Annotated in this window: 18 protein-coding genes; 7 read left to right on the top strand and 11 right to left on the bottom strand. The window is 69.4% G+C overall.

What is annotated here, in order from left to right; all coding sequences use genetic code 11:
- Positions 1–27: 27 nt before the first annotated feature.
- The gene (locus KOE53_RS10765) at positions 28–1,824 is read right to left on the bottom strand and encodes a thiamine pyrophosphate-binding protein (RefSeq protein ID WP_188058463.1); all 1,797 of its coding nucleotides are present in this window, start codon (positions 1,822–1,824) and stop codon (positions 28–30) included.
- 165 nt (positions 1,825–1,989) lie between these two features.
- Complete coding sequence (locus KOE53_RS10760) at positions 1,990–2,898, bottom strand: LysR family transcriptional regulator (RefSeq protein WP_188058462.1); 909 nt, start codon at positions 2,896–2,898, stop codon at positions 1,990–1,992.
- 70 nt (positions 2,899–2,968) lie between these two features.
- On the opposite strand from KOE53_RS10760, the gene KOE53_RS10755 reads away from it, so the two are divergent.
- Positions 2,969–6,628, top strand: coding sequence for a proline dehydrogenase family protein (locus KOE53_RS10755; protein WP_188058461.1), 3,660 nt, complete (start codon positions 2,969–2,971; stop codon positions 6,626–6,628).
- 112 nt (positions 6,629–6,740) lie between these two features.
- Here KOE53_RS10755 and KOE53_RS10750 read toward each other — a convergent pair whose 3' ends face one another.
- Positions 6,741–7,484, bottom strand: coding sequence for an IclR family transcriptional regulator (locus tag KOE53_RS10750; protein WP_188044651.1), 744 nt, complete (start codon positions 7,482–7,484; stop codon positions 6,741–6,743).
- 74 nt (positions 7,485–7,558) lie between these two features.
- Entirely contained in the window at positions 7,559–8,479 is a 921-nt protein-coding gene (locus KOE53_RS10745; protein ID WP_188044650.1) for a LysR family transcriptional regulator, read from the bottom strand.
- Between the two features lie 140 nt (positions 8,480–8,619).
- On the opposite strand from KOE53_RS10745, the gene KOE53_RS10740 reads away from it, so the two are divergent.
- The 4 genes from KOE53_RS10740 to lysA all read left to right on the top strand — a co-directional run bounded on the left by KOE53_RS10740 (position 8,620) and on the right by lysA (position 14,044).
- Positions 8,620–10,203 (top strand): aminotransferase class I/II-fold pyridoxal phosphate-dependent enzyme, encoded by a 1,584-nt coding sequence (locus tag KOE53_RS10740; protein ID WP_251364290.1) that lies wholly within the window; start codon positions 8,620–8,622, stop codon positions 10,201–10,203.
- Between the two features lie 57 nt (positions 10,204–10,260).
- Entirely contained in the window at positions 10,261–11,727 is a 1,467-nt protein-coding gene (locus KOE53_RS10735; protein WP_188058460.1) for an amino acid permease, read from the top strand.
- Positions 11,724–12,656, top strand: a complete 933-nt coding sequence (locus KOE53_RS10730; RefSeq protein WP_188058459.1) for a universal stress protein — start codon at positions 11,724–11,726, stop codon at positions 12,654–12,656. Before KOE53_RS10735 ends, KOE53_RS10730 begins: the two co-directional genes overlap by 4 nt.
- 62 nt (positions 12,657–12,718) lie before the next feature.
- Positions 12,719–14,044 carry a diaminopimelate decarboxylase gene (gene lysA, locus KOE53_RS10725; protein ID WP_188058458.1) on the top strand — a complete coding sequence of 442 codons (1,326 nt, stop codon included), beginning with the start codon at positions 12,719–12,721 and terminating at the stop codon, positions 14,042–14,044.
- A gap of 70 nt (positions 14,045–14,114) precedes the next feature.
- Here lysA and KOE53_RS10720 read toward each other — a convergent pair whose 3' ends face one another.
- The 7 genes from KOE53_RS10720 to speB form a co-directional block, all read right to left on the bottom strand.
- Positions 14,115–15,275: an ABC transporter permease gene (locus KOE53_RS10720; protein ID WP_188058457.1), complete on the bottom strand. Its 1,161-nt coding sequence runs from the start codon at positions 15,273–15,275 to the stop codon at positions 14,115–14,117.
- Complete coding sequence (locus KOE53_RS10715) at positions 15,272–16,261, bottom strand: ABC transporter ATP-binding protein (RefSeq protein WP_241095543.1); 990 nt, start codon at positions 16,259–16,261, stop codon at positions 15,272–15,274. The genes KOE53_RS10720 and KOE53_RS10715 overlap by 4 nt, the downstream gene beginning before the upstream one ends.
- Positions 16,262–16,345: 84 nt before the next feature.
- Positions 16,346–17,701, bottom strand: a complete 1,356-nt coding sequence (locus KOE53_RS10710; RefSeq protein ID WP_188044645.1) for an NAD-dependent succinate-semialdehyde dehydrogenase — start codon at positions 17,699–17,701, stop codon at positions 16,346–16,348.
- Between the two features lie 140 nt (positions 17,702–17,841).
- Complete coding sequence (locus KOE53_RS10705) at positions 17,842–18,483, bottom strand: cyclase family protein (protein WP_188058456.1); 642 nt, start codon at positions 18,481–18,483, stop codon at positions 17,842–17,844.
- 4 nt (positions 18,484–18,487) lie between these two features.
- Complete coding sequence (locus KOE53_RS10700; RefSeq protein WP_188058455.1) at positions 18,488–19,897, bottom strand: purine-cytosine permease family protein; 1,410 nt, start codon at positions 19,895–19,897, stop codon at positions 18,488–18,490.
- Entirely contained in the window at positions 19,894–20,298 is a 405-nt protein-coding gene (locus KOE53_RS10695) for a nuclear transport factor 2 family protein (RefSeq protein WP_188058454.1), read from the bottom strand. Before KOE53_RS10695 ends, KOE53_RS10700 begins: the two co-directional genes overlap by 4 nt.
- Before the next feature lie 82 nt (positions 20,299–20,380).
- Positions 20,381–21,328, bottom strand: a complete 948-nt coding sequence (speB, locus tag KOE53_RS10690) for an agmatinase (protein ID WP_188058453.1) — start codon at positions 21,326–21,328, stop codon at positions 20,381–20,383.
- Between the two features lie 140 nt (positions 21,329–21,468).
- Here speB and KOE53_RS10685 point away from each other — a divergent pair, with 140 nt between their 5' ends.
- Complete coding sequence (locus KOE53_RS10685) at positions 21,469–22,050, top strand: helix-turn-helix transcriptional regulator (RefSeq protein ID WP_188044640.1); 582 nt, start codon at positions 21,469–21,471, stop codon at positions 22,048–22,050.
- A 256-nt stretch (positions 22,051–22,306) separates the two neighbouring features.
- On the top strand, positions 22,307–23,662 hold the full coding sequence (locus KOE53_RS10680; RefSeq protein WP_188058452.1) for an HNH endonuclease signature motif containing protein: 1,356 nt from the start codon (positions 22,307–22,309) through the stop codon (positions 23,660–23,662).
- The last annotated feature ends 52 nt before the right edge of the window (positions 23,663–23,714 follow it).

Raw genomic sequence — 23,714 nt, 5'->3', positions numbered from 1 at the left:
ATTTTCTCCAGTGTAGACAGAAAAGATCTACGAGACGCCGTTGGCGCGCAGAATCTCCTCCTGGTACGGAGCGATCACCGTGCGAGAGACCCGGCAGTCCAGCAGGATCGTGCCGCTGCCGCCCGCCGCCGTCCATGCTTCGAGCGCTGCGAGGTCGTCGAGCCGGTCCACGCGCACCCCGGTCGCGCCGAGCGCGGACGCGAGCCCCGCGAAGTCGACGTCAGGGATGAGCATGGGGGTCTGATCGAGCCCCATGCGCCCGTAGAGGTGCACCTCCGCGCCATAGGCCCCGTCGTTGAACACGACGATGATGCAGCGATTCGCGGTACGGATCGCGGTCTCGAGATCGGCGAGCGCCATGAGCCCGCCGCCGTCGCCGATCGCGAGCACGACGGTCGTGTCTGGGACGGCAGCCGCGATGCCCGCGACGGTGGGGAAGCCGAGGCCGATGGTCTGGTAGGCCGTGCCGACCATGATCGAACGCTCGGGCGAGGCGGCCTGCCAGAACATGTTCGACCAGCCGATGAAGTGGCCGCCGTCGGTGGTGACGTGACGGTCCGCGGGAAGCAACTCGGCGATGCGCGCGGCCACTGTGCGGGGGTCGAGTCGGCCGTCGGCGCAGACCCCATCGGGGTGTTCGGAGCTGCCGTCGTTGAGTACGCGCAGCGCGCCGCCGGGGACGAGTTCGGCGGCGACGCTCTCGCGCCAGGCGCTGGGGTTGGGGCGGGCGCCGAGCAACGCCTCGCCCAGAGCGCGAACCAGCACCTGAGCGTCGCCCTGCAGCAGCACGTGTGCGATCGGGTGCGCCGTTTTGGGCGGCGCCACCTGATCGAGGTCGATGCGAATGACCGTGGCGCCGGGGCCGAACAGCTCGCCGAAGCGCATCGTGAACTGGTTCAGGCTCGCCCCGACGACGAGCACGACGTCGGCCGCGGCGGCCGCCGCCATCGCGGCCTCCTGGCCGAAGCCGCCGGTGATCCCGAGGTCGTAACGCTCGTCCGGGAAGATGCCGCGCGCGAGGGCCGTGCTGGCGGTCAAGGCACCGAGGGTGTCGGCGATCTGGCCGAGTTCGTTGCCCGCGCCCGCGAGCCAGGCTCCCCGGCCTGCGAGCACGAGAGGCCGCGCCGCGCCGCTCAGCGCATCGAGGGCTGCGGACAGGTCGGTGGGGGTGTCTGCCGCCACCGCTGCGGCCCGCCTGGGAGACTCGGACGGGGGGCGGTGCGTCGCGTCGGCGGGCGCCGCGCTGAGCGAGCGCCAGAGATCCGGGTCGCTGAGATCGATCTCGGTCGACGCGACGACTGGAGCAGCGGGCGCGGGGACGACCGCATTCGCGAGATCGTAGGGAATCGCGAGGACGACGGGCCTCCGGGCGCGCTCAGCGGTCGCGACGGCGCGGGCGACCGTCTCGGCGATGCCGGCGGGGGAGAGCGAGTACAAGCGAATGCCGAGGGCCGCGGTGAGCATGTCCTGATCGACGTCCCACATCCTTGGCCCGCTGTTCGGGGCGTCGCCGACGACGACGAGCATCGGGGTGCGCGCGCGGGCAGCCTCGGCGAGGGCGGTGAGGGCATTCGTGAACCCGGCGCCATAGGTCGTAGTGGCGATTGCGATCTTGCCGGACACCCGAGTGTAGGCGTCCGCTGCGGCGACCGTTCCGGCCTCGTGCCGCACGGTCGTCAACGTGACGCCCTGTGCGGTGAGCGCGTCGATGAGGTGCGCGTTCCCGTTGCCCATGAGCCCAAAGGCCTGGCGCGTGTGACCGGCGAGGACCTCGGCGAGTCGGGCGGAAACGGTTGTGGGGTTCGACGAGTCGGGCTGGGGCATGGAGAAACCTTACGGTGCGATGGGGCAGGATCCGTATGTGTCTCTCGGCGACTGGGGCGAGCCGGTGCCTGGCGAGAATGCCGCCGGCCTCGATGCCGCTCGTGTGCTCCTTTTTCGAACACCGGCGCCGCTTTCACCAGCGCCTGACGCGGTAAGTCTATACGCCTACCCGAGCGCCCGCGCCTCCTCGCCGAGCACCTCCCGCACGGCGGCGAGCGCGGGGTGGGCGCCGCCCGCGGCCCGTGCGGCGGTGAAGATCGTGCGGCGGGGCTCGCCGGCCAGGGCCTCGAGCCGGAGGCGGCGGGTGCTGCCCACGTGGACGAGCCCGGGCAGCAGGGCGACGGCGTTCCCGGACTCAATGAGGCGCACGTGGGCCTGGAGGTCGGCCGTCTCGTAGCGCACGTCGGGCTCGAACCCGGCGCTGCGACATGCCTGTTCCGCCCAGTGCCGGGAGGCGGCGCCGCGCGGTTCCATCACCCACGGGAGCAGCGCCGCGTCAGCGAGGGTGCGTGCCCGGTCGAACTCCGCGTCGCCCGAACCGGTGGCGGGGAGCGCGAGTTCAATGAGGTCTTCGGTGAGCGGCTCGCGATCCAGGCCCGTGAAGTGGGCCGCTGCGTGGCCGGGATATTGCTCGGCGACCACAAGGTCGAAACCGCGCGCCCACGTCTCGTGGAGTGCCGACTCCGGTTCGTGCTGCACCATCTCGACGCGCAAGTGCGGGTGCAGCGCACGCAACCGCCTGAGCGCCTGCGGCATGATGGCGAGCACCGCGGTCTGGAACACGGCCACGCGGATGGTGCCGGAGACCTCGGGGAGTCCGCGGTGCAGCGCGGCCTCGGCGCGTTCGAGCCCGGCGAGGAGCGCCTCGGTCTCGGCGACGAGCGCGCGCGCCGCCGCGGTGAGCTCGAGCGTGCGCCCCGTGCGGCGAAGCAGGGGGACGGCCGCCTCGCGCTCAAGGATCGCGAGCTGCTGGGACACCGCGGAGGGGCTGTAGTTCAGCGCCTCCGCCACGGCCGCCACGGTGCCGCGCACGGAGAGTTCCCACAACAGCCGCAGCCGCTTCATGTCGAGCATGGCTCGGTCCCTTCTATTGTGCAGTTTTGCTTCATGCTATTGCTCAGTAAGCGTCGCTTTACTTCACCTTATGGGCGAGTCACACTTGCCACAAGACGTGATTACGCGGGCCAAACCGCCCGCCCCGTCCGCCCACACCGCGACGAAAGGCCCACCGTTGACCTCCTCCCACGCAGCCGACACCAGCCCGAGCGCCCTGGCCCGCCCGCAGGATCTCGCGGACGACGCGATCGCGCTCGTGCGCCGCTGGCTGGCGGAGGCCGCGGCGATCCCGGCCGACGCCTCGGCCGCGCGCCTCGCGGGCGTGCTGCGCGACCCGAACGGGCTCGACTTCACGGTGGGCTTCGTCGACGGAGTGGTGCGGCCTGAGGACCTGAAGGTGGCGGCGAAGCAGCTGCAGCAGCTCGTGCCCCTGACCCCGAAGTTCTTGCCCGGAGCGCTGCGCGGCGCCATCGGCCTGGGTGGGGCGACTGCTCCCGTGCTGCCCGGCGTCGTCGTCCCGATCGCGCGGCGAGTGCTGCGCCAGATGGTCAGCCACCTGATCGTCGACGCGAGCGATGCCAAGCTCGGCCCGGCCATCGCGAAGATCAAGCGCGATGGCGTCCGGCTGAACGTCAATCTGCTGGGTGAGGCGATCCTGGGCGAGCACGAGGCCGAGCGTCGACTCGCCGGCACCCACACGCTACTGGCCCGCCCCGACGTCGACTACGTCTCGATCAAGGTCTCCTCGACGGTCGCGCCCCACAACCACTGGGCATTTGACGAGGCGGTGGACAAGATCGAGGCCCACCTCGTGCCCCTGTTCGAGCGCGCCAACCAGGCGAGCCCGGCGAAGTTCATCAACCTCGACATGGAGGAGTACAAGGACCTCGACCTCACCCTCGCGGTGTTCACGCGCATCCTGGATCGCCCGGAGTTCCTGGAGCTCGAGGCGGGCATCGTGCTGCAGGCCTACCTGCCCGACGCCCTCGGCGCGATGATGCACCTGCAGGAGTGGTCCGCCGCCCGAGTCGCACGCGGCGGCGGTGCGATCAAGGTGCGTGTCGTGAAGGGCGCCAACCTCCCCATGGAGCTCGTCGACGCCGCCGTGCACGGCTGGCCCGCCGCGACCTGGGGCACGAAGCAGGACTCGGACACGAGCTACAAGGCCGTGCTCGACTACGCGCTGCACCCCGAGCGGATCGGCAATGTGCGGGTCGGCGTCGCGGGGCACAACCTGTTCGACGTGGCGCTCGCGTGGCGCCTCGCCCAGGCGCGCGGCGTCACCGACGGCATCGAGTTCGAGATGCTGCTTGGCATGGCGACGGGGCAGGCCGAGGCCGTCCGGCGCGAGGTGGGCTCGCTGCTGCTGTACACGCCCGTCGTGCACCCCGCCGAGTTCGACGTCGCGATCGCGTACCTGATCCGCCGACTCGAGGAGGGCGCGAGCCAGGAGAACTTCATGTCGGCGGTGTTCGAGCTCAACGACAGCGCAGCGCTGTTCGAGCGCGAGAAGGATCGCTTCCTCGCCTCCCTCGGGGCACTCGACGCGATGGCCGGCAGCGAGGACAACCGCCACGCACCGCGCCCCAACCGCGTGCAGGATCGCCGCCACTTCGACGAGGCCGGCGTCGAGCGTCGTGTGAACGCCCGGGCCACCGAGGCGTTGGCCTTCGAGAACACGCCCGACACCGACCCCGATCTGCCCGGCAACCGGCTGTGGGGCCGCGCGATCGTCGGCCGCATGGCGGGCTCGCAGCTCGGATCCGGGACCGTCCTCGGCAGCCGGGTTGAGAGCGCTGAGGCACTCGGCAAGATCATCGAGCGGGGCATCGCGGCGGCCGCGGACTGGCAGGCGTTGGGCGCGGCCGGCCGCGCCGAGATCCTGCACCGCGCCGGCGAACGCCTCGAAGCGCGCCGCGCCGAGCTGCTCGAGGTGATGGGTGCCGAGTGCGGCAAAACCCTCGACCAGGGCGATCCCGAGGTGTCCGAGGCGATCGACTTCGCCCACTACTACGCGGGCCTGGGCCAGCGGGTCGAGCGGGTCGACGGCGCGCGCTTCGAGGCGAAGCGCCTCACCGCCGTCATCCCACCCTGGAACTTCCCCGTCGCGATCTCCGCGGGCGGCACGCTTGCCGCGCTCGCGGCAGGATCCGCCGTGATCCTGAAGCCGGCGACGCAGGCGGCCCGCTCAGGCGCAGTGATGGCGGAGGCGCTCTGGGAGGCGGGCGTGCCCCGCGAGGTGCTGCAGTTCGTGCAGTTCGCTGACCGGGAGCTCGGTTCACTTCTGGTGGGCGACCCGCGGCTGGACCGGTTGATCCTGACCGGCGCGTACGAGACCGCCGAGACGTTCCGTGGGCTGCGGCGAGACCTGCCGCTGCTCGCCGAAACGAGCGGCAAGAACGCGATCATCGTCACCCCGAACGCCGACCTCGACCTTGCGGCGAAGGACGTCGCCCTGTCGGCGTTCGGCCACGCCGGCCAGAAGTGCTCGGCGGCTTCGCTCGTCGTGCTTGTCGGTTCGGCCGCGACCTCGAAGCGGTTCCGCGGTCAGCTGCTGGACGCGGTGCGCTCGCTCAAGGTCGGGACACCTGAGCAGATCGAGAGCCAGATGGGGCCGGTCATCGCGCCGCCCACGGGCAAGCTGCTGCGCGGGCTCACGACGCTCAGCGCGGGGGAGAGCTGGCTCATTCAGCCCGCCCCGGTCGCGAGTAACAGCCCGCTCGCGGCCGGGCCGGACGGGGAGAGCAAGCTCTGGAGTCCGGGTGTGCGGGACGGCGTCAAGCGCGGCTCCGAGTACCACCTCACCGAGTACTTCGGGCCGATCCTGGGCATCATGACGGCCGAAACGCTCGACGAGGCCATCGACATCGTGAACGAGATCGACTACGGCCTCACCAGCGGCCTGCACTCACTCGATCGCGATGAACTCGACCGCTGGCTGTCGCGCATCGAGGCGGGCAACCTGTACGTCAACCGCGGCATCACCGGCGCGATCGTGCAGCGCCAGCCCTTCGGGGGATGGAAGAAGTCGGCGATCGGCGCGGGGACGAAGGCCGGCGGCCCGAACTACCTGCACGGGCTCGGCGACTGGACGGACGCGCCGATCTCGGCCGCGCCGCGAAGCCCGCGCCCCACCGCGGGACCGCTACTGTCTGCTGCGGCGCGCGCCGGCGTCGAGGGCGCCGAGCTTGAGTGGCTGCGCGCGGCCCTCGGCTCTGACGCGAACGCCTGGGACGAGGAGTTCGGCACGGCCCGTGACATCTCGGCGCTCGGGGTCGAGCGCAATATCCTGCGGTACCTGCCGGTGCCGGTCACGATTCGCGTCTCCGCCGACGCTCCGCTGCACCACGCGGTGCGCGCGGTGGCGGCAGGCCTTTCGGCTGGCGCCGCGCCGCTCGTGAGCGCGGCATTCCCGCTGCCCCAGCCCGTTGGCGAGGCGCTCGCATCGGCCGGGGTGACGGTCGCGGTGGAGGACGCCGCGGCCTGGGCATCCCGCGCCCGCGCATTGGCAGCCCAGGAGGGTCCGCACGCCGGGGCCCGTGTGCGCGTCGTCGCCGGCGCGGCCCGCGCCTCGGTGGTGGCCGACACCTACGCGGCCACGGGCGGCAAGCCCGACGTCGCGGTGTACGGAGGACCGGTCGTTTCGGCCGGTCGGGTGGAGATGCTGCCCCACCTCCACGAGCAGGCCATCTCGATCACCGCGCATCGCTTCGGCACGCCGAACCGGCTCTCGGAGGGCGTGATCTAGCTCCTCGCCCCGCTCGCCCTGACATCTCGTGAGCGCAATGTGCAGGTTCGCGCGCGCTGAAGCGACACATTGCGCTCACGAGATGGGGTGGACGCTGCAGCGCTGCCCGCCGCTAGCCCCGCGCGAGGCTGCCGAGCGTGGTCGTGATGCGTGACGCCGCAAGCCGCAGGCGCTCGGCGATGGCCTCGTTCGAGAGGCTCAAGCCCACGTAGACGATCGCGATGGCGGCTGCCGGTTCGCCCGTGAGGCGCAGCGGTACGGCAATCGAGGTCAGCCCAGGGATGACCTCGTCCTGGCTGATGGCGTACCCGGCGTCGAGCGGCTTCCTCGAGGGCACCGTGCCCTCGGGGAAAGCCGCACGTTCGGTCGGGGTCAAGATCGACTCGATGGCGTGGCTGGGCGCCCCGAGCCCGATCGGGTGACGGGTGCCCGGGCGCTGCGCGATCGCAGCGTGGGCGCGGTCGGGCTCGGCGCTGAGCAGGGTGAGCACCGAATCGTAGTCGAGCACCGCGACGAACGCCGTCGCGCCGAGCTCGTTCGCGACCCCCGTCAGCTCGGGCCGCGCGGCCTGCTGCAGCGAGCTCGAGACCCCGTGCGCGAGCAGCGCGATCTTCGGCCCGAGGCGGATGAGCCCCGCGGCGTCCCGCAGCACGAAGCGATGATCTTCGAGGGTGCGCAGGATCCGGTAGGCGTTCGATCGGTGCAGCCCGAGGCCCGCGGCGAGGTCCGCGATGGACATCGGGGAGCCGGCGTCGGCGAGGATCTCGAGCGCCTCGAGCCCGCGGGAGAGCGTCTGTGAGCGGGATCCGTCGACCGCCGCGCGCGCGGGCGCGGGGGATTCGGGGGTGGCGACCATGCGCCTATTCTCGCGCACGCCTGAAACCGTGCCCGCCTGCCGCGCCGGGGGAACGGCGCCGCAGGCCGGCCGACTCAGTCGGTGGCCTGGATCGCGTGCCGAAGGGCCGCCACGAGATGCTTCATGGCCGCGGACGGCGCCGTCGCCACGGAGGGGCGCGGGGTTGCGAGCAGGATCGTGCGCGTGAACGAGGGGTCGTCGATCGGCACGAACGAGATTCCCGAGTGGTGGGTCCGCATCGCGAGCTGCGGCACCAGGCCGATGACCACGCCTGCGGCAATCATGCCCAGCATGACCTGGAAGTCGTCGGTGCGGATGACGGGCTTGATGCGGTGCCCGGCCGCCGCGAAGGCGTCGGTGATGACGCGGTCGATCGGGTCGTCGTTCGCGGCGCCCAGCAGCCAGGGTTCGTCGTACAGGCTGAGCAGCGTGGCGCGGTCGAGGCTCGACCGCCCAGCGAGGGGGTGGGAAGCGGGGAGCGCCAGGTGCATGGGGTCGCGCATCACCTCGACGGTGTGGACGTCCGCTCGGAGCGAGAGGCGGTGGCCGGGGATGGAGTACACGAGGGCCGCGTCCACCTCGCGCTGGTTCACCGCGTTGACTAGCGGGCCGAGCTCGTTGAGCACAGTGTCCACTTTGATATCGACGCTCGAGAGCCGCGCCACGGTCGCCGGCAGCAGCATGGCGGCGGCCGTGGGGAACATGCCGACGCGCAGACGCACCCGCCCCATCTGGGTGAGTTCGCGCGCATCGGACAGGGCGAGACTCGCAAGCGTCAGGATCTCGCCGCCGCGTTCGAGCAGCAGCTGTCCGACCGCCGTCAGCTTGGTTCCTCGGGGGCCGCGCACCGTCGTCGGCTCGCCGACGAGGCGGTCGAGGTTATGCAGGTGATAGTCGAGGGTCGGGTGGCTCCACCCGAGCAGCTTCGCGGCGCGCGCCACCGAGCCCTCCTGCGCGACGGCGCGCAGCGCCTCGAGCTGGCGGAGATCGATCATGCGGTGCCTTTCTGGCATGTGGGGCAAGCTTCATATTCTATCTGAAGCTGGATTGGAGGTTTCGGGGATAGTGCAATTCCGATCCGCGGCGCAGAATAAGGCGTTCGACTCAGTGTGTAACCCGAAGAGCAGGTGCGAAGATGACCGCAAATACGTCAATGGACGAGCAGACCACGCTCGCTCTCTCGCCCCGGGCCACCCTGGACTCTTGGCGCCCAGGTGCGGGCCCCGTCCCCGAGCGCCACCTCCGCGCGCCCTACGCCGACGCGCTCGCTCGCCACGCCTCAAGCGCGCCCCTGCACCTGATGGTGCCCGGGCACGGCTGCGTCACCGACGAGATGAGCGCCCTCTTGCACGACTTCGTCGGCGAGCGCGCCGCCCTTCGCGACATCCCGCCGATGATCGACGGCATCGACATGGCGGGCGACGAACCCCTCGCCGAGGCGTCGCACCTGGCTGCGGAGGCCTGGGGCGCGAAGCGCGCCTGGTTCCTGTCGAACGGCGCCTCGCAGGCCAACCGCACGGCGGCGATCGCGGTGCGCGGCCTCGGCGACCGCATCCTCGCCCAGCGCAGCGCCCACTCGAGCTTCAGCGACGGGATCCTGGCCGCGGGCCTCACCCCCTCGTTCGTCCTGCCGACCGTCGACGGGGTGCACGGCATTTCGCACAACGTCTCGCCCGAGATGCTGGCCGAGGCGCTGAATACCGCAGCGCTCGCGGGCGAGACCCCCGCCGCCGTGTACGTCGTCTCGCCCAGCTACTTCGGTTCCGTCGCCGACGTTCGCGGGCTTGCCGACGTCGCGCACTCCCACGACATTCCGCTCATCGTCGACGGCGCGTGGGGGCCGCACTTCGGCTTCCACGAGGCGCTGCCCGAGTCGCCGGCCCGGCTCGGCGCCGACCTCGTCGTCTCGAGCACGCACAAGCTTGCCGGCTCGCTCACCCAGTCCGCGCTGCTCCTGCTCGGACACGGAGCCTATGCCGACGCCCTCGAGCCGCTGATCGAGCGGGCGTTTACCATGACCTCGTCGACCTCGGCGAGCTCGCTGCTGCGCGGCTCGATCGATGTCGCCCGCCTCGCGCTCGTCACCGGGCACGCCCGCATTGGCGCCTCGATCGAGGTGGCGGAGCGCTTCCGCGCGCTGCTGCGTGCCGACGACCGCTTCGGCGTGGTCAGCGACCACTTCCTCGAGCTGTCCGACACGGTCGAGGTCGACCCGCTGCGGGTGCCCATCGACCTCAGCGCGGCCGGGGTGAGCGGGCACTGGATGCGCGACCGCCTCATCGCGCAGCACGACATCTACTTCGAGATGGCGACCGCGACGACGCTCGTCGCCGTGATCGGCGCCGGGAAGACCCCGGACGTCGCTCGAGTGCTCTCCGCGCTGGACGTCGTCGTCGACTCGCCCGCCGCCGCCGCTGAGCGCCTCCGTCATGCGGCGGACGTCGCGTTCCCCCCGCTTCCGGCGCCGGGCGCGCTTCGCATGCTGCCGCGCGACGCGTTCTTCGCGGCGACCGATCTCGTGCCCGCGGCTCTTGCGATCGGCCGGGTCAGCGCCGACACCCTCGCGGCGTACCCGCCGGGCATCCCGAACCTGATGCCGGGCGAGGAGATCACGGCCGAGGCCGTCGCCTTTCTCACCGCGGTGGCCGCCTCGCCCTCGGGCTACGTGCGCGGCGCCGTCGACCCCGAGGTGTCGAAGCTCCGCGTCGTGCGCGCATAGCGCCGCCCGCCCCACAGATTTTCCCCCTTTCACAACAACGAAGTTTGGAGAAACCGCATGACAACCGTGCGTGAGCAGCTGTTCCGAGTAAAACCGGTACCGAAAGAACTCAGCGAGTCCGAATCCGGTCTGAAGCGGTCCATCGGCCTGTTCCAGCTCACCCTCATCGGTGTGGGTGGCACGATCGGCACCGGCATCTTCTTCATCCTCTCCGAGGCGGTGCCGATCGCGGGCCCCGCGGTGATCTGGTCGTTCGTGATCGCCGGCATCGTCGCCGGGCTCTCGGTGCTCTGCTACGCCGAGCTCGCCAGTAGCGTCCCGGTCTCGGGCTCGTCCTACTCCTATGCCTACAGCACGCTCGGCGAAATGCCGGCCATGGCTGTCGCCGCCTGTCTGCTGCTCGAGTACGGCGTCTCGACCGCGGCTGTCGCGGTGGGCTGGTCGCAGTACGTGAACCAGCTCATCAACAACCTCTTCGGGTTCGAGCTGCCCCACGCGCTCTCCTACGCGCCCGAAGAGGGAGGCATCATCAACCTCCCCGCGATCCTGCTGATCGCCATGTGCGCGATCCTGCTGATTCGCGGCACCACCGAGTCGGCCGTCACGAACACCATCATGGTGCTCATCAAGGTTTCCGTGCTGTTCTTCTTCGCGGCGATCGCCTTCACCGGCTGGCAGGTCGACAACTTCGCGAACTTCGCCCCACTCGGCTTCGCCGGCGTGATGGCAGGATCCGGCATCATCTTCTTCTCGTTTGTCGGGCTCGACGCCGTGGCCACCGCGGGCGACGAAGCGAAGAACCCCCGCCGCAACCTGCCGATCGCGCTCATCTCGGCCCTCGTCATCGTGATCGTCGTCTACGTCATCGTCGCCATGGCGGCGCTGGGCGCGCAGCCGAGCGAGGACTTCGAGGGCCAGTCGGCCGGGCTCTCCGTGATCCTGGAAAACCTGCTCGGGGCCAGCTGGCCCGGCACCGTCGTCGCCGCGGGCGCCGTGATCTCGATCTTCTCGGTCACGCTCGTGGTGCTTTACGGCCAGACCCGCATCTTGTTTGCGATGTCGCGTGACGGCATGGCGCCGAAGATCTTCCAGAAGGTCAACCCGCGCACCATGACCCCGGTCGCGAACACGGTCATCGTCTCCGCGATCGTCGCGGTGCTCGCCGGCGTGCTCCCGATCAACTTCCTCGCGGAGATGACGAGCATCGGCACCCTCGCCGCGTTCCTCGTGGTCTCGATCGCCGTCATGGTGCTGCGCAGGCGCGAGCCGAACCTCGAGCGCAAGTTCCGCGTTCCGTTCTACCCGGTCGTGCCGATCCTGTCGATTCTCGGCTGCCTCTGGATCATCAAGGATCTCCGCCCCATCACCATCATCGTGTTCGCCATCTGGACCGCGCTCGTGCTCGTCTGGTACTTCTTTACCGGGCGCAAGAACTCGACGCTGGGCAAGCAGCTCGAACAGGATCGTGCCGTCGAGGCGCTCCGCGCATCCAACCACTCCACCAACGAAGGGTCATCACTGTGAGCATCGTCGTAGGCGTCGCGCCCGGTCACTCGACCGAGGCCGCCGTGCACCTGGGTGTGCTGCTCGCACGCTCGTACCGCGAAGACCTCGTGATCGCCTCGGTGATCGCGCAGTCCTGGCCGCCGTCGCGCCAGTCGAAGGACCCGGCGTACCAGCAGGCGCTGCGCGAGCGGGCTGAAGCGGCGATCGCCGCGGCACGGGCCGTCGTGCCGGAGGACATCGTCGTGACCGAGGTAGTGGCGAACGCGTCCTCGGCGCGCAAGGGCCTCCTGCAGGTGAGCGAGGAGCACCACGCGGTGCGGCTCGTCGTCGGGGCCTCCCGCGACGCCGAGCACGGTCAGCTCACCCTCGGCTCGATCTCGCAGGGCCTGTTGCAGAGCGCGCACCTGCCGGTTGCGATTGCCCCGCACGGGTTCACGATCGCGGCGCACGACCGCCTCAGCAGGATCACCGCGGCCTACAGCGGCTCGGAGACGTCGGGGGAGCTGATCCTCGGGGCCGCGGCCATCGCGGCAGACGCCGGCGTCGGGATCCGGATCGCGTCGTTCGCGATGCGGCCGCAGGCGATCACGACCGCCGCGATCGGCCTCGACATTCAGGACGAGGTGATCGAGGAGTGGGAGAGTGTGATCCGCGCCCACACCGACGAGCTGCTCGGCGCGATCGCTGACCTGTCGCGCCAGCCCGTGGCCGCCGAGGTCTCCGTCGGCGTCGGCGGCACCTGGGGCGAGGCCATGCGCAGCATCGAGTGGCTCGAGAACGAGGTGCTGCTCGTCGGTTCAAGCAGCCTCGGCGCGCTCGCGCGCGTCTCGCTCGGCTCGCACGCGACAAAGATCCTCCGCCACAGCCCGGTGCCGGTCGTCGTCGTGCCGCGCAAGGCGACCGAGGCGTACGCCGCCCAGGTCGATACGCTGTCAAGCAACCGGTAGTCCGGGCGGCAGCCAGGCTGCCGTCGTCCGTCACCACCCACCACACCGTAAGGAATTCAGGCATGTCGATCGATTCTCACTCGCCCAAGCACGCGCAGTCGGCCCCCTATGTGGAGGGCACTCGCCTGGACGAGCTGTGGTCGATCCTGCCGGAGGAGTCCTCGGTGACGGATGACGGCGTGCTCGCGATCGGCGGGGTGCCGGTGACCGATCTCGCCGAGCAGTACGGCACCCCGCTGTACGTGTACGACGAGGTCGGTATGCGCCGCCAGATCCGGCGCTTCATCGACGGGCTGGCAGCGCGCTGGCCGAACGCCGAGGTGCTGTTCGCCTCGAAGTCGTTCCCCGCCGTCGGCATGTACCGCTTGGCCTTCGAAGAGGGGCTCTCGGTGGACATCGCCGGTGGCGGCGAGCTGCAGCTGGCGCTGGCCGCCGGGGTGGACCCGGCGAAGCTGCACTTCCACGGCAACGCGAAGACCGACGCGGAGCTCGTGATGGCGCTGGATGCGGGCGTCGACACGATCATCGTCGACAACGAGGACGAGCTGGACCGCCTCGAGCGCCTGCTCACGCGGCCGCAGAACCTCCTGCTCCGCGTCATCCCCGGCGTCGAGGCGCACACCCACGCCTCACAGGCGACCGGCGGCAACGACTCGAAGTTCGGCCTGCCGATGGACCAGGCGATGCGCGCGATCGAGCGCATGCGGGCGCACCCGCTCATGAACTTCGAGGGCGTGCACCTGCACATCGGCTCGCAGATCCTCGAGGTCGAGCAGTTCGCCGAGGCAGTGACGAAGATCGCATCTGCCGGCGAGTTCGGCACGTACGACGTGGGCGGAGGGCTCGGGGTGAAGTACACCTACACGGACGACGCTCCGAGCGTCGAGTCCTACCTCGACGCGATCGTCGCGGCCGCGAAGGCGCACCTGCCGGAGGGCGTGCGCATCATGATCGAGCCGGGGCGCTCGATTGTCGCCCGCGCGGGCGTCAGCCTGTATCGCGTCACCACGGTCAAGCGCACGGGGCACGTCTTCGTTGCGGTCGACGGGGGACTGGCCGACCAGATGGACGCGGCCCTCACCGGGCAGCGCTTCGAGGCCGTGCTCGGCAACCGGGTGCTCGAGCCGTGGGACGAGACGGTGCAGCTCGTTGGGCGCCAGTGCGAGTCGGGCGACCTCCTGATCGACAAGGCCCCGCTGCCGGCCGCCCGCGTCGGCGATATCGCCGTCGTCGCGACGACCGGCGCCTACGGCTACACGCTCGCGAACAATTACAACGGCGCGCTCAAGCCGGCCGTCGTGTTTGTCGGTGACGGTGAGAGCCGCCTCGTGGTGCGCCGCGAGACGTACGCCGAGTTGCTCGCGACGCACGCCCCCTCGATGCCGTAAATCGTGTTCAGACAGTGTGGCCCGCGCCGGTTGGTGCGGGCCACACTGCGTCTGGCGGCGTGCGTCCGGGCTACGCGATCCGCGTCCCGCGCGTGAGCTTTCTCGCTGGGGTGCGCACCCGGCGCTCGCCCGCGACGAGCAACGCGCCCGCGAGCAGCAGCTCGATGCCGAGGCCGATCCACCAGACCGGGACGGTGCCCGCGAGCGGGTCGGTCGTGTCCTCGCCGAGTGGGCCGTACGGCCCGCCTATCCCGCCGGGGGTGCAGTGGTCGCGGAACGCGGCGGCATCGGCCGGGTCGCTCAACTGGAGCGAGCGCACGCCGACAGAAATGATTCCAAACAGGTCGGCCGGCCCGCCCCACTCGTCGAGGTGGGCGGGCACCGAATCGGCGACAACGACGTACGGGTTTGCGGCCAGCAACCACCAGAGCTTGTCGCTCGGGACAACCGGCACCGGATACGATTCTGTCTCACACTGAAGCGGCACCGTCTCGGCGCAGGCGTCGTAGTCGCCGCTGTCATCGCCGGCTTCGTTCTGACACGCGAGCAGCTCGTCCCAGTACTCGCTCGTCGGTTGACGCGTCTCGACATCGTGGTAACTCGTGCCGATCGACAGGCCCAACACAAACGCGATGAGCGTGCCCACTGAGAAGGCGGCGACGACGAGGTACCCGACGACGATCGAGAACAGCGGTGAGGTGATCAGCGCGGAGAGCCCGACACCGATGGCCGTGAAGACGCCGATTTGGAGCGCGAGGGCGAGGGTCGCGAGCACGAGCGTGCTGAACTGCCATTTCCCGAGCGCCAGGCTGAACAGCACGAACGGCAGGGCGACGACGAGGAAGGCGATACCCGTTGCCCAGGCGGCGAGCACCTTGCCGAGCACGATCGACCACGAGTGCACGAGCGTCACTTGCGTGGTGGCGAGGGTCGCCCCGGCGCGTTCGGAGTTAATGGCGTTCGCCGAGATCGCGGGCGCGACGAGCGTGCCAAACAGCAGCACGAAGTAGACGATCAAGGAGAAGAGCGGGAACGCGTCGGCCTCGCCGCCGTACGCCGCCGCGCTCGTCGCGATCCCCGCCCAGGCGAGCAGCGTGACGGCACCGATGACCGCGAACCAGACGATCGCGAGCACCAGGAGGGTGCGCGAGCGCAGCCGCTGCGTGAGCTCCAGTCTCGCGATCAGCGCGGTTCCCCGCAGGATCCCGGGGCCAACCATCGTCTCAGTCATCGTGCGCCCCCGTGCTCGTCGCTTCGTTGTGCATCGCGTTGCCCGTCTCGCCAACCCGGGTCTTGCAGCCTGACGAATGCCTGCTCAAGCCGGCCAGAGGCCGGGCCGAACTCGATGACCTGTGCGCCGACGGCCGCGAGCCGGGCGAGCAGGTCGGCCGCCGCCGCCTCGTCGGCCGCCTCGACGATCGTGCTGCGCTCACCGCCGAGGCCGACGGTCGTGGTGCCGCTGACCCCAAGCGCGGTGAGGGCGATCCCCAATCGCTCAGGATCGATCCCGCGGATCCGCCAGGCGGTTGCTGGGCGCAGCGCCGCGCTTACGGCCTGTGGGGTCTCGGTCGTCCCGTCGCGCAGGAAGACGACCTCGGTGGCCAGCTGCTCGAGCTCATCGAGCACGTGGCTAGTGATGAGGACGGCGACGCCGGACGCGGCGAGCTCGGAGAGGGCCTGGCGTTGGGCGACGCGGGCTTCGGGGTCGAGGCCCGAGGCAGGCTCGTCGAGCAGCAACACCCGGGGCTCGTGCACGAGCGCGCGGGCAAGGCTCAGGCGCTGCTTCTGGCCGCGCGAGAGCACCTGCGTGCGCTGGCTCGCGAGGCGGTCGAGCCCGGTCGCCGCGAGCAGGGTCGTCACGCGTGAGGTCGCGGCCGGGCCGCGCAGGCCGTACATTGCCGCGACCGCCTGCAGGGCCTCGCGCACGGTCAGGGTCTCCCAGACGCCGAGCGTGTCGGGCATCCAGCCGAGCGCCGCGCGGGCGAGACGGGTGTCCCCGAGTGCGTCGTGCCCGCCGATCCTGATGGAACCGGAGTCTGGCTGCAAGAGCGTCGCGAGCATCAGCATGAGGGTCGTCTTGCCGCTGCCGTTCGGGCCGATGAGCGCGGTGACGCCGCCCGGCGGCACGCTCAGGCTTGCGTCCTGCACCGCCTGCACCTTGCCGAACGCCCGCGAGACCCCGGTGACCTGGATCGCATATTCCGTCTCTGCCATCATGCGGCCAGCCTACGGGGCATACGCAAACGGCGCCCGACCCCACGAGGGGATCGGGCGCCGTCTCACGTCAGTGAGGGCGAGAGCCTAGGACGCAAAGCGGAAGAGCTTCTTGTTCGCGAACTCCTCCATGCCACCCTTGCCGAGCTCGCGGCCGTAGCCCGACTTCTTGACGCCACCGAAGGGCACGTCAGCGCCCTCGAGGCCGGCGGCGCCGATGAAGACCATGCCGACGTCGAGCTGGTTGCCGATACGCTCTGCGCGCTCGCGATCGTCGCAGATCACGACGGAACCGAGGCCGTAGGGCGAGGAGTTGGCGAGGTCAATCGCCTCTTCATCGCTCGATACCTTGTACAGCTGCGCGACGGGACCGAAGAGCTCCTGGCTGTAGACGTCCATCGACGGCGTGATGTCCGTGATGATGGTCGGCGTGTAGACGTTGCCCTCGGGCGTGTTGTTGCCTGCGAGGACGGTCGCGCCCTGGTCGAGCGCGCTCTGCACCTGGGCGGTGAGGCCCTCGGTCGCCTTGTCCGAGGACATGGGACCGAAGTCGCCGTTCTCGAGCGACTGGCCAGCGATGGCCGCCTGGAACTTCGCCGCGAACTCGTCGTAGTACTTGTCGAGGACGACGATGCGCTTGGAGCCGTTGCAGGCCTGGCCCGTGTTCTCCATGCGGCCGCCGACGGCGTGCTCGACGGCGAAGTCGATGTTGTCGGTGTCGAGGACGAGGAAGACGTCCGAGCCACCGAGCTCAAGCACGGCCTTCTTGAGGTTGCGGCCGGCCTGCTCGCCGATGATCGCGCCGGCACGCTCGGAACCGGTGAGCGAGACGCCCTGCACGCGGTCGTCAGCGATCATCGTCGAGATCTGGTCGTGGGTGGCGTACACGTTGACATACGCGCCCTTGGGGAAGCCCGCCTCGAGGAACAGCGACTCGAGGGCCGCGGCCGACTCGGGGCACTGCTCGGCGTGCTTGAGGACCACCGTGTTGCCGAGGATCAGGTTCGGCACCGCGAAGCGGGCGACCTGGTAGTAGGGGTAGTTCCACGGCATGATGCCGAGGATGACGCCGATGCCCTGCTTGCGGATGAAGGTGCGCAGGCCGTCCTCGACCTCGAGCTCCTCGTCGGCGAGCCACTTCTCGGCGTTCTTCGCGAACGCCTCGGCGATCGCACCCGAGAACTCAGCCTCGCCGATTGCCTGGTCGAGGGGCTTGCCCATCTCACGGTTGATGATGGCGCCGAGCTCGTCCTTGCGCTCGACCATCAGATCAGCGAACTTCTGCGCGAGCGCTGCGCGCTCTGCGACGGTGGTGTTGCGTGACCACTCGCGGTACGTGCTCTGGGCGGAGGCGAGCGCCTGCTCGATGTCTGCAGCGGTAGCGTCGGGATACTCCGTGACGGTCTCGCCGGTTGCCGGATTGATGACGGCGTACTTACCCATGGATCACTCCTTGTAAACTTCTCTGTCTTGGGACGATGCCAGTTTGGCACACCCCACTCCCTTTAACTATACCGGCGAGACGGTTTTCCAGCCGGGGCTCAGCGCCCGCGTTTCGGGCCGATGCTCCCGCTGCACGGGGCCTAGGTATCGAGCCAGGCGACGGCGCGAATGGGGGAGCCGTCGCCGCGCTCGACGCGCAGCGGCAGGAGGCTCACGCGCACCCGATCGGGCACGCGGTCCAGACCCGTGAGGTTCTCTACGATCACGCCGTCCGCTCCCAGGATCGCGGCGTGCGCCGGGAAGTCGGATCCTGGATCGCCCGTCGGGTCGGGGCTGAACGCGTCGATGCCGACGACCCGGGCGCCGCGGGCGACGATCAACGCGGCGAGTTCGGGGGAGAGGTGCGGGTGTGCGAGCGCCTCGGGCGTACCCGCGTGCCGGTCCCAGCCGGTGGCGACGAACACGATGCCGGGGAGCCGCTCGGGCAGCCCGCCCGCGATGCCGCCCGCGTCGATAGCGGTGTGAGGCTGTGGGTCGAGCGCTCGCAACACGAGCGCGTCGCCGTCCAGCCACTCGAGCGGGATCTCTTCGACCGTGCGACCGCCGACGATCGTGTGCGCGGGGGCGTCGAGGTGGGTGCCGGTGTGGGAGTTCAGCCCCAACCGGGCCACCGCGACGCCGTCGCGCGCGACGGTAAGCGCGCCGTCGATTTCGACTTCCGGGTCACCCGGGTAGACCTGCATGCCCGAGCGGACAAGGAGGGAGAGATCGACGGCGCGCACGTGACTACTCCGCCGAGTCGGTCGGGGCGTCGAGCAGGTGCCCGGCGGGCGCCTGGTCGCGTGGGTCGCGCAGGCCCGGGATCTTCGTGCGGCCGAGGCCCACCATGAGCACCAGGTAGAGCAGGAAGCTCACCACGAAGGCGGGGATGGTCGCGCCGAGGGGGCTGGGCGTGACATAGGTGAGCTGGTAGGACAGCCCGGCCCCGATCACCCAGACGGCAATCGCGACCCAGTTCACGCCGCCCTGGTACCAGTAGCGGCTGGCCGAGGTCTCGGTCAGGATCTGGCGCGAGTAGCCGCGCTTCTTGAGCAGGTAGTAGTCGACGATCATGATCGCGAACACCGGCACGAAGAAGGCACCAATCATGACGAGGAAGTCGGTGAACTGGCCGAGCAACGCGAGCCAGGTCGAGCCGATGATCGAGATGATGCCCAGCACGATTGCGGTCGGCAGGAACTTCAGGTGCCACTTCGACTGCGCATTGACGGCCGAGGTCACCATGCCGAAGACGACCATCGTGTTCGTCGCCATCACTGAAAGGAAGATGGCGAGCCCGAGCGGCCAGCCAAACTCGGCGACGATGACCGTGGGGTCGAACGCGACTGCGTCGCCACCCTTCAGGATCACGGTGCTGAACGCCACCAGGCCGAGGGTCATCGCGATGATGGTCGAGAGCGTGTAGCCGATGCCTGAGCCGATGATTCCGGCCTTGCTGCTGCGCGCGTGGCGATTCATGTCGGCCGAGAGAACGGTCCACGAGATTGCGGTGGAGATCACGATGTCAAGCGTGCTGATGCCGCTGCCGCCGAGCTCGGTGTCCACCGGAATCGCGGCGAACTCACTCGGGCTAAACGCACCAAAGGCCGCGGCGAACACAAAGCCCATGACGACCAGGATCGCGAGGCCGAGCCACGGCTCGATGCGCGAGATGCCGGTGTGGCCGAAGATGGCGAGCACCACGACGATGCCCTGGCAGAGCGCCGAGAACAGCACGGGGTTCGAGAACCCGGTCGCCTGATACACGAGCGCATTGACGGTGACGCCGGCGAGCATCGCCTGCACCCAGCTCCAGCCCATCAGCGTAATGAGGTTGGCCGCGGCCGGCAGCAGGCTGCCCCTGATGCCAAACGAGCCACGGGTGATAGCCATGGTGGGAAGGCCCGTGCGCGTGCCGATGTTGCCGATCAATACGAGCACGACGGCGCCGCCGATGGTGCCGACGATAATCATGGTGAGTGCGGTGCCGAACGACACGCTCGGCACAAAGAGGGTGCCGGTGAGCAGCGTCGTGACGACGAGGTTCGCGGCGAGCCAGATGAGCCCGATCTTCAGGAGCGACTGGGTGCCACGGACGGGGCCGGCCGAGTCGTCGTGGCCGTCGAGGGTGACGGCCATGGTCTTGGTGCTGGTCATGAGAGTGCGGCCTCCGGAGTCGTGGACAGGTGCTCGTGGATGGCGATCAGGCTGTCACCCTCCGTGCGGAAGATGATGCTCTCGCGCTCGACGTAGGAGTCGTCGCCCGCGGGGGTGTTTACGGCTGTGGCGACCGTGTGGCTGAAGACGGCGCCGCCGGGGAATGCCTGGACGAGGCGGTCGCTGGAAGTGCAGGAAGCAACGCTCCAGCCGCTGGCGACCCAGCCGGCCCAGAGTGCCTCGTACTCGGCGCGCGAGGCGAGGCGTGCGGCCTCGGGGTGGAAGATGAACGTGGCGTCGGGGGCGAAGCCGGCGAAGTACGCGTCGGTATCGGTGGCGGCGAAGGCGGCAACGATCGCGTCGGCGGCCGCGAGGACCTGGGCTTCTGAGGGGGTGTGCATGGAGTGCTCCGTTGGACTCTTTCGAGCGTGGTGATGAAGAGGTGCGGAGGGGGCGGTGGGTGCCGCCCCCTCGAGCGGGTGGCTAGGCCGAGTGGCCCATCGCGCTGATCAGTTCGTAGACGACGTGGCTTGCCGCGACGGCCGTGATCTGGGCGTGGTCGTAAGCGGGGGCCACCTCGACGACGTCTGCGCCGACGATGTTCAGGTCCGAGAGGCCGCGGATGATGCGCAGCAGCTCGCGGCTCGTGAGGCCGCCGGCTTCGGGGGTGCCGGTGCCGGGCGCGTGCGCGGGATCGAGCACGTCGATGTCGATCGAGATGTACAGCGGCTTGTCGCCGACGCGGGCGCGGATGCGCTCGAGGGCGGCGGGAACGCCGTTCTCCTCGACATACTCGGTCGTGACGATGGTGAAGCCGAGGCGCGCGTCGTCCTCGAGGTCGCCCTTGCCGTACAGGGGGCCGCGGGTGCCCGCGTGCATGCTGGCGGTGAGGTCGATCAGGCCCTCTTCCGAAGCCCGGCGGAACGGGGTGCCGTGCGTCATGGGGGCGCCGAAGTAGGTGTCCCAGGTGTCGAGGTGCGCGTCGAAGTGCAGCACGGCGACCGGGCCGTGCTTCTTGTTGATGGCGCGCAGCAGCGGCAGCGCGATCGTGTGGTCGCCGCCGACCGTGACGATCTTTTCGACGCGCTCGCCGAGCTCGGTGGCCGCGGCGTCGATCTGGTTCACGGCCTCTTCGAGGTTGAAGGGGTTCGCGACGATGTCGCCGGCGTCCACGACCTGCTGGACCGTGAAGGGGGCGATGTCCTGCGCCGGGTTGTAGGGGCGCAGCAGGCGCGAGGCCTCGCGCACGTGGGACGGGCCGAACCGTGCGCCGGGGCGGTAGCTCACGCCAGTGTCGAACGGAATGCCGACGACCGCGACGCGGGCCTCGGGAACATCCTCGATACGGGGCAGCTTGGCGAAGGTGGCGATCCCTGCGTAGCGCGGCGTCAGGCTCGCGTCGACGGGACCCTGTGGCTCGTGCGTGCTCATGTGCACATTCCTCTCTGGTTGCCCAATAGGCAACAAGTGAATCGTCAGGGTGAACGTGGCAACTCTAGGCCTCCGTCTGGGTTTGGTCAACTGCGCTGATACTGTGAGCGATGCAACACCGGCGTCAGACAGGAGAGCCCATGCGACCCGTGCACCCCAGCGCAGAGGTACAGATCGCCCCAATCGGTGCGAAATTGCGTGCCACTCGGGCCGCGCAGGGCCTGACACTCGAGCAGCTCGCGCTTGCCATCGGCGTCACTAAGGGATTTCTGAGCCGGGTCGAGCGCAACGAGACCTCGCCGAGCGTGTCGACGCTCGTGCAGTTGTGTCAGGCGCTGTCGCTGCCCATCGGGTCACTGTTCGAAACTCCCGAGATCAACCGGATCGCGCTCGATGACGCCCCCCGCATCAACATGGGCGGACGAGGCGTCGACGAGTGGCTGATCACCGCGCGCGAGGAATCGCGGGTGCAGGTGATTCGGTCACGAATGTCGGCGCACGCGACCGGCGGTGACGCGCTCTATTCGATCAACTGCGACGTCGAAGTGCTGCACGTCATCACGGGCGCGGTGACCTTGCAGTTCGCTGATCGCGACGAGGCGCTGCACGCGGGGGATACCCTGACCTTCCCGGGTCGCACTCCCCACAATTGGCGCACGGGGGCCGAGCCCGCCGAGGTGGTGTGGACGCTGATCCCGGCGGCCTGGAGCGGCGCGGCCTGAGGCTTCGCAGCTGCCGACGGCCTCTTTCTTTGTAGAGTCCTCATCAACAGTTTTCGGGTTCGCTTGTATGCTTCCGAAAAGATTTCTCGGGCGTCCAACAGCTGACTGATTTCGGGGATCGAATGTCGGACGTCAATGGTGTGCTGCAGCCATGAAACACACACCCCGAGATGGCGAGCGCGGCCTCGAGCGCGCGCCTCATGGCACAGATCATGGCGCGGCCTCGGAGGCTAAGCCCCGACAGAAATTGTCGCGAGTGCGGTTCGAACCTTTTGATCTCGGGCCGCGGAAGTTGCTTCGCGCCGGGAAGCTGCGCGACAACGTGATCGCCACGGCCCAACGCTCTGCCCTCGCGGGTGCCAAAGAAGTACGGGCGCTTGCCGAGCTACACGAAGACGTACTCGTGCACTCCCGCTCGGACGAAGAAATTCTCCTCACGCTCCGCTCGCGTGCGGCAGAGTGTTCCGCCGCGATGGGAGTCAGCGAACGATCCGTACTGAGTCGCATGGCCGAGGCACACACGCTCGTCTACGCCTACCCCGCGACGATCGCTGCGGTCGAGTCCGTCAAGATCACGATGCAACACGCGAAGGTCATCGTGTCCGAGGGGTCCGGGGTCGATCGCCGGCTGCGCGCAGAGTACGAGGCGCGCTGCCTCGAAATCGCGGCACACACCTCCGCAGGGCGGCTGCGGGTACAGGCGAAGCTGATCGCGCTCGAGCTCCAGCCGCGCACACTCGACGAGATGCATGCGATCGCGGCAGCGCAGCGCTGCATCTGGGTGAGCGAACTTCCCGATGGCATGGCCGAACTCGGCGCGGTCTTGCCTGCGGCCCTCGCGTACGGGATCTACGACCGGGTGCAGCGCATCGCCACGGCAGTGCAGCGGGAAGTGGTGCGCGAAGAAGCCGCCAGGGCCAAGTCCGTGCCGGCGGCATCGGACGAGTCCGAGCCCGTGGGCCGGGCTGTTGGACGGGAACGCAGCATCGGGACGTACCGGGCTGACGTGTTCGCGGAGTTGCTGCTGACAGGCATTCCCGATAGCGCCCAACAAGCCGCCGGTGCCTCGGGACCTGCCGACTCGGGAAATGCCACCATGACCCGCCAATTCGCGACTGGCATTCAGGCGAACATCTCGATCACGATCCCCGTCGGCGGCACCGCCACCCTCGAGGGATACGGCCCCATCGACTCCATAACAGCCCGCCAGTTTGCAGCGGTGGCGCCCGGTTGGGACTCGGTCACCGTCAACGCCGACGGCGAAGTGCTCTCGACCGAACGCAGACACCCCACGGAGGCAATGAAGCGCGTCTTGCGAGCACGCGACCAGCATTGCCGGTTCCCGGGCTGCGCCGCCCCCACCAGATCATGCGAGATTGACCACACGATCGAGTGGGCAGCCGGCGGCCCGACCGAACTCTCGAACCTCGGACATCTGTGTCCCACACACCATCTGCTGAAGCATCCGGATCTCGCGCACCAGATCCAGTGGCGGGTGAGACAAGAAGCGGGCGGGGAGTTCGTCTGGACCAGCCCGACCGGCGCGGAATACCTCGACCGGCCAGACCGCACGCTGCGTAACACACCCGGCGTCACGAAGATGGCGGCGTAACGGCTCAGGTGCTTCCGGTCCCAGCTGGGCGAGGATCACCGGTCAATGATCG

This window comes from Leucobacter sp. CX87 (assembly GCF_018682295.1).
In the GTDB taxonomy this organism is placed as follows: Bacteria; Actinomycetota; Actinomycetes; order Actinomycetales; family Microbacteriaceae; genus Cx-87.
The sequence above is the reverse complement of the archived record's forward strand: the minus strand, read 5'-3'. Positions and strand labels throughout refer to the sequence as shown.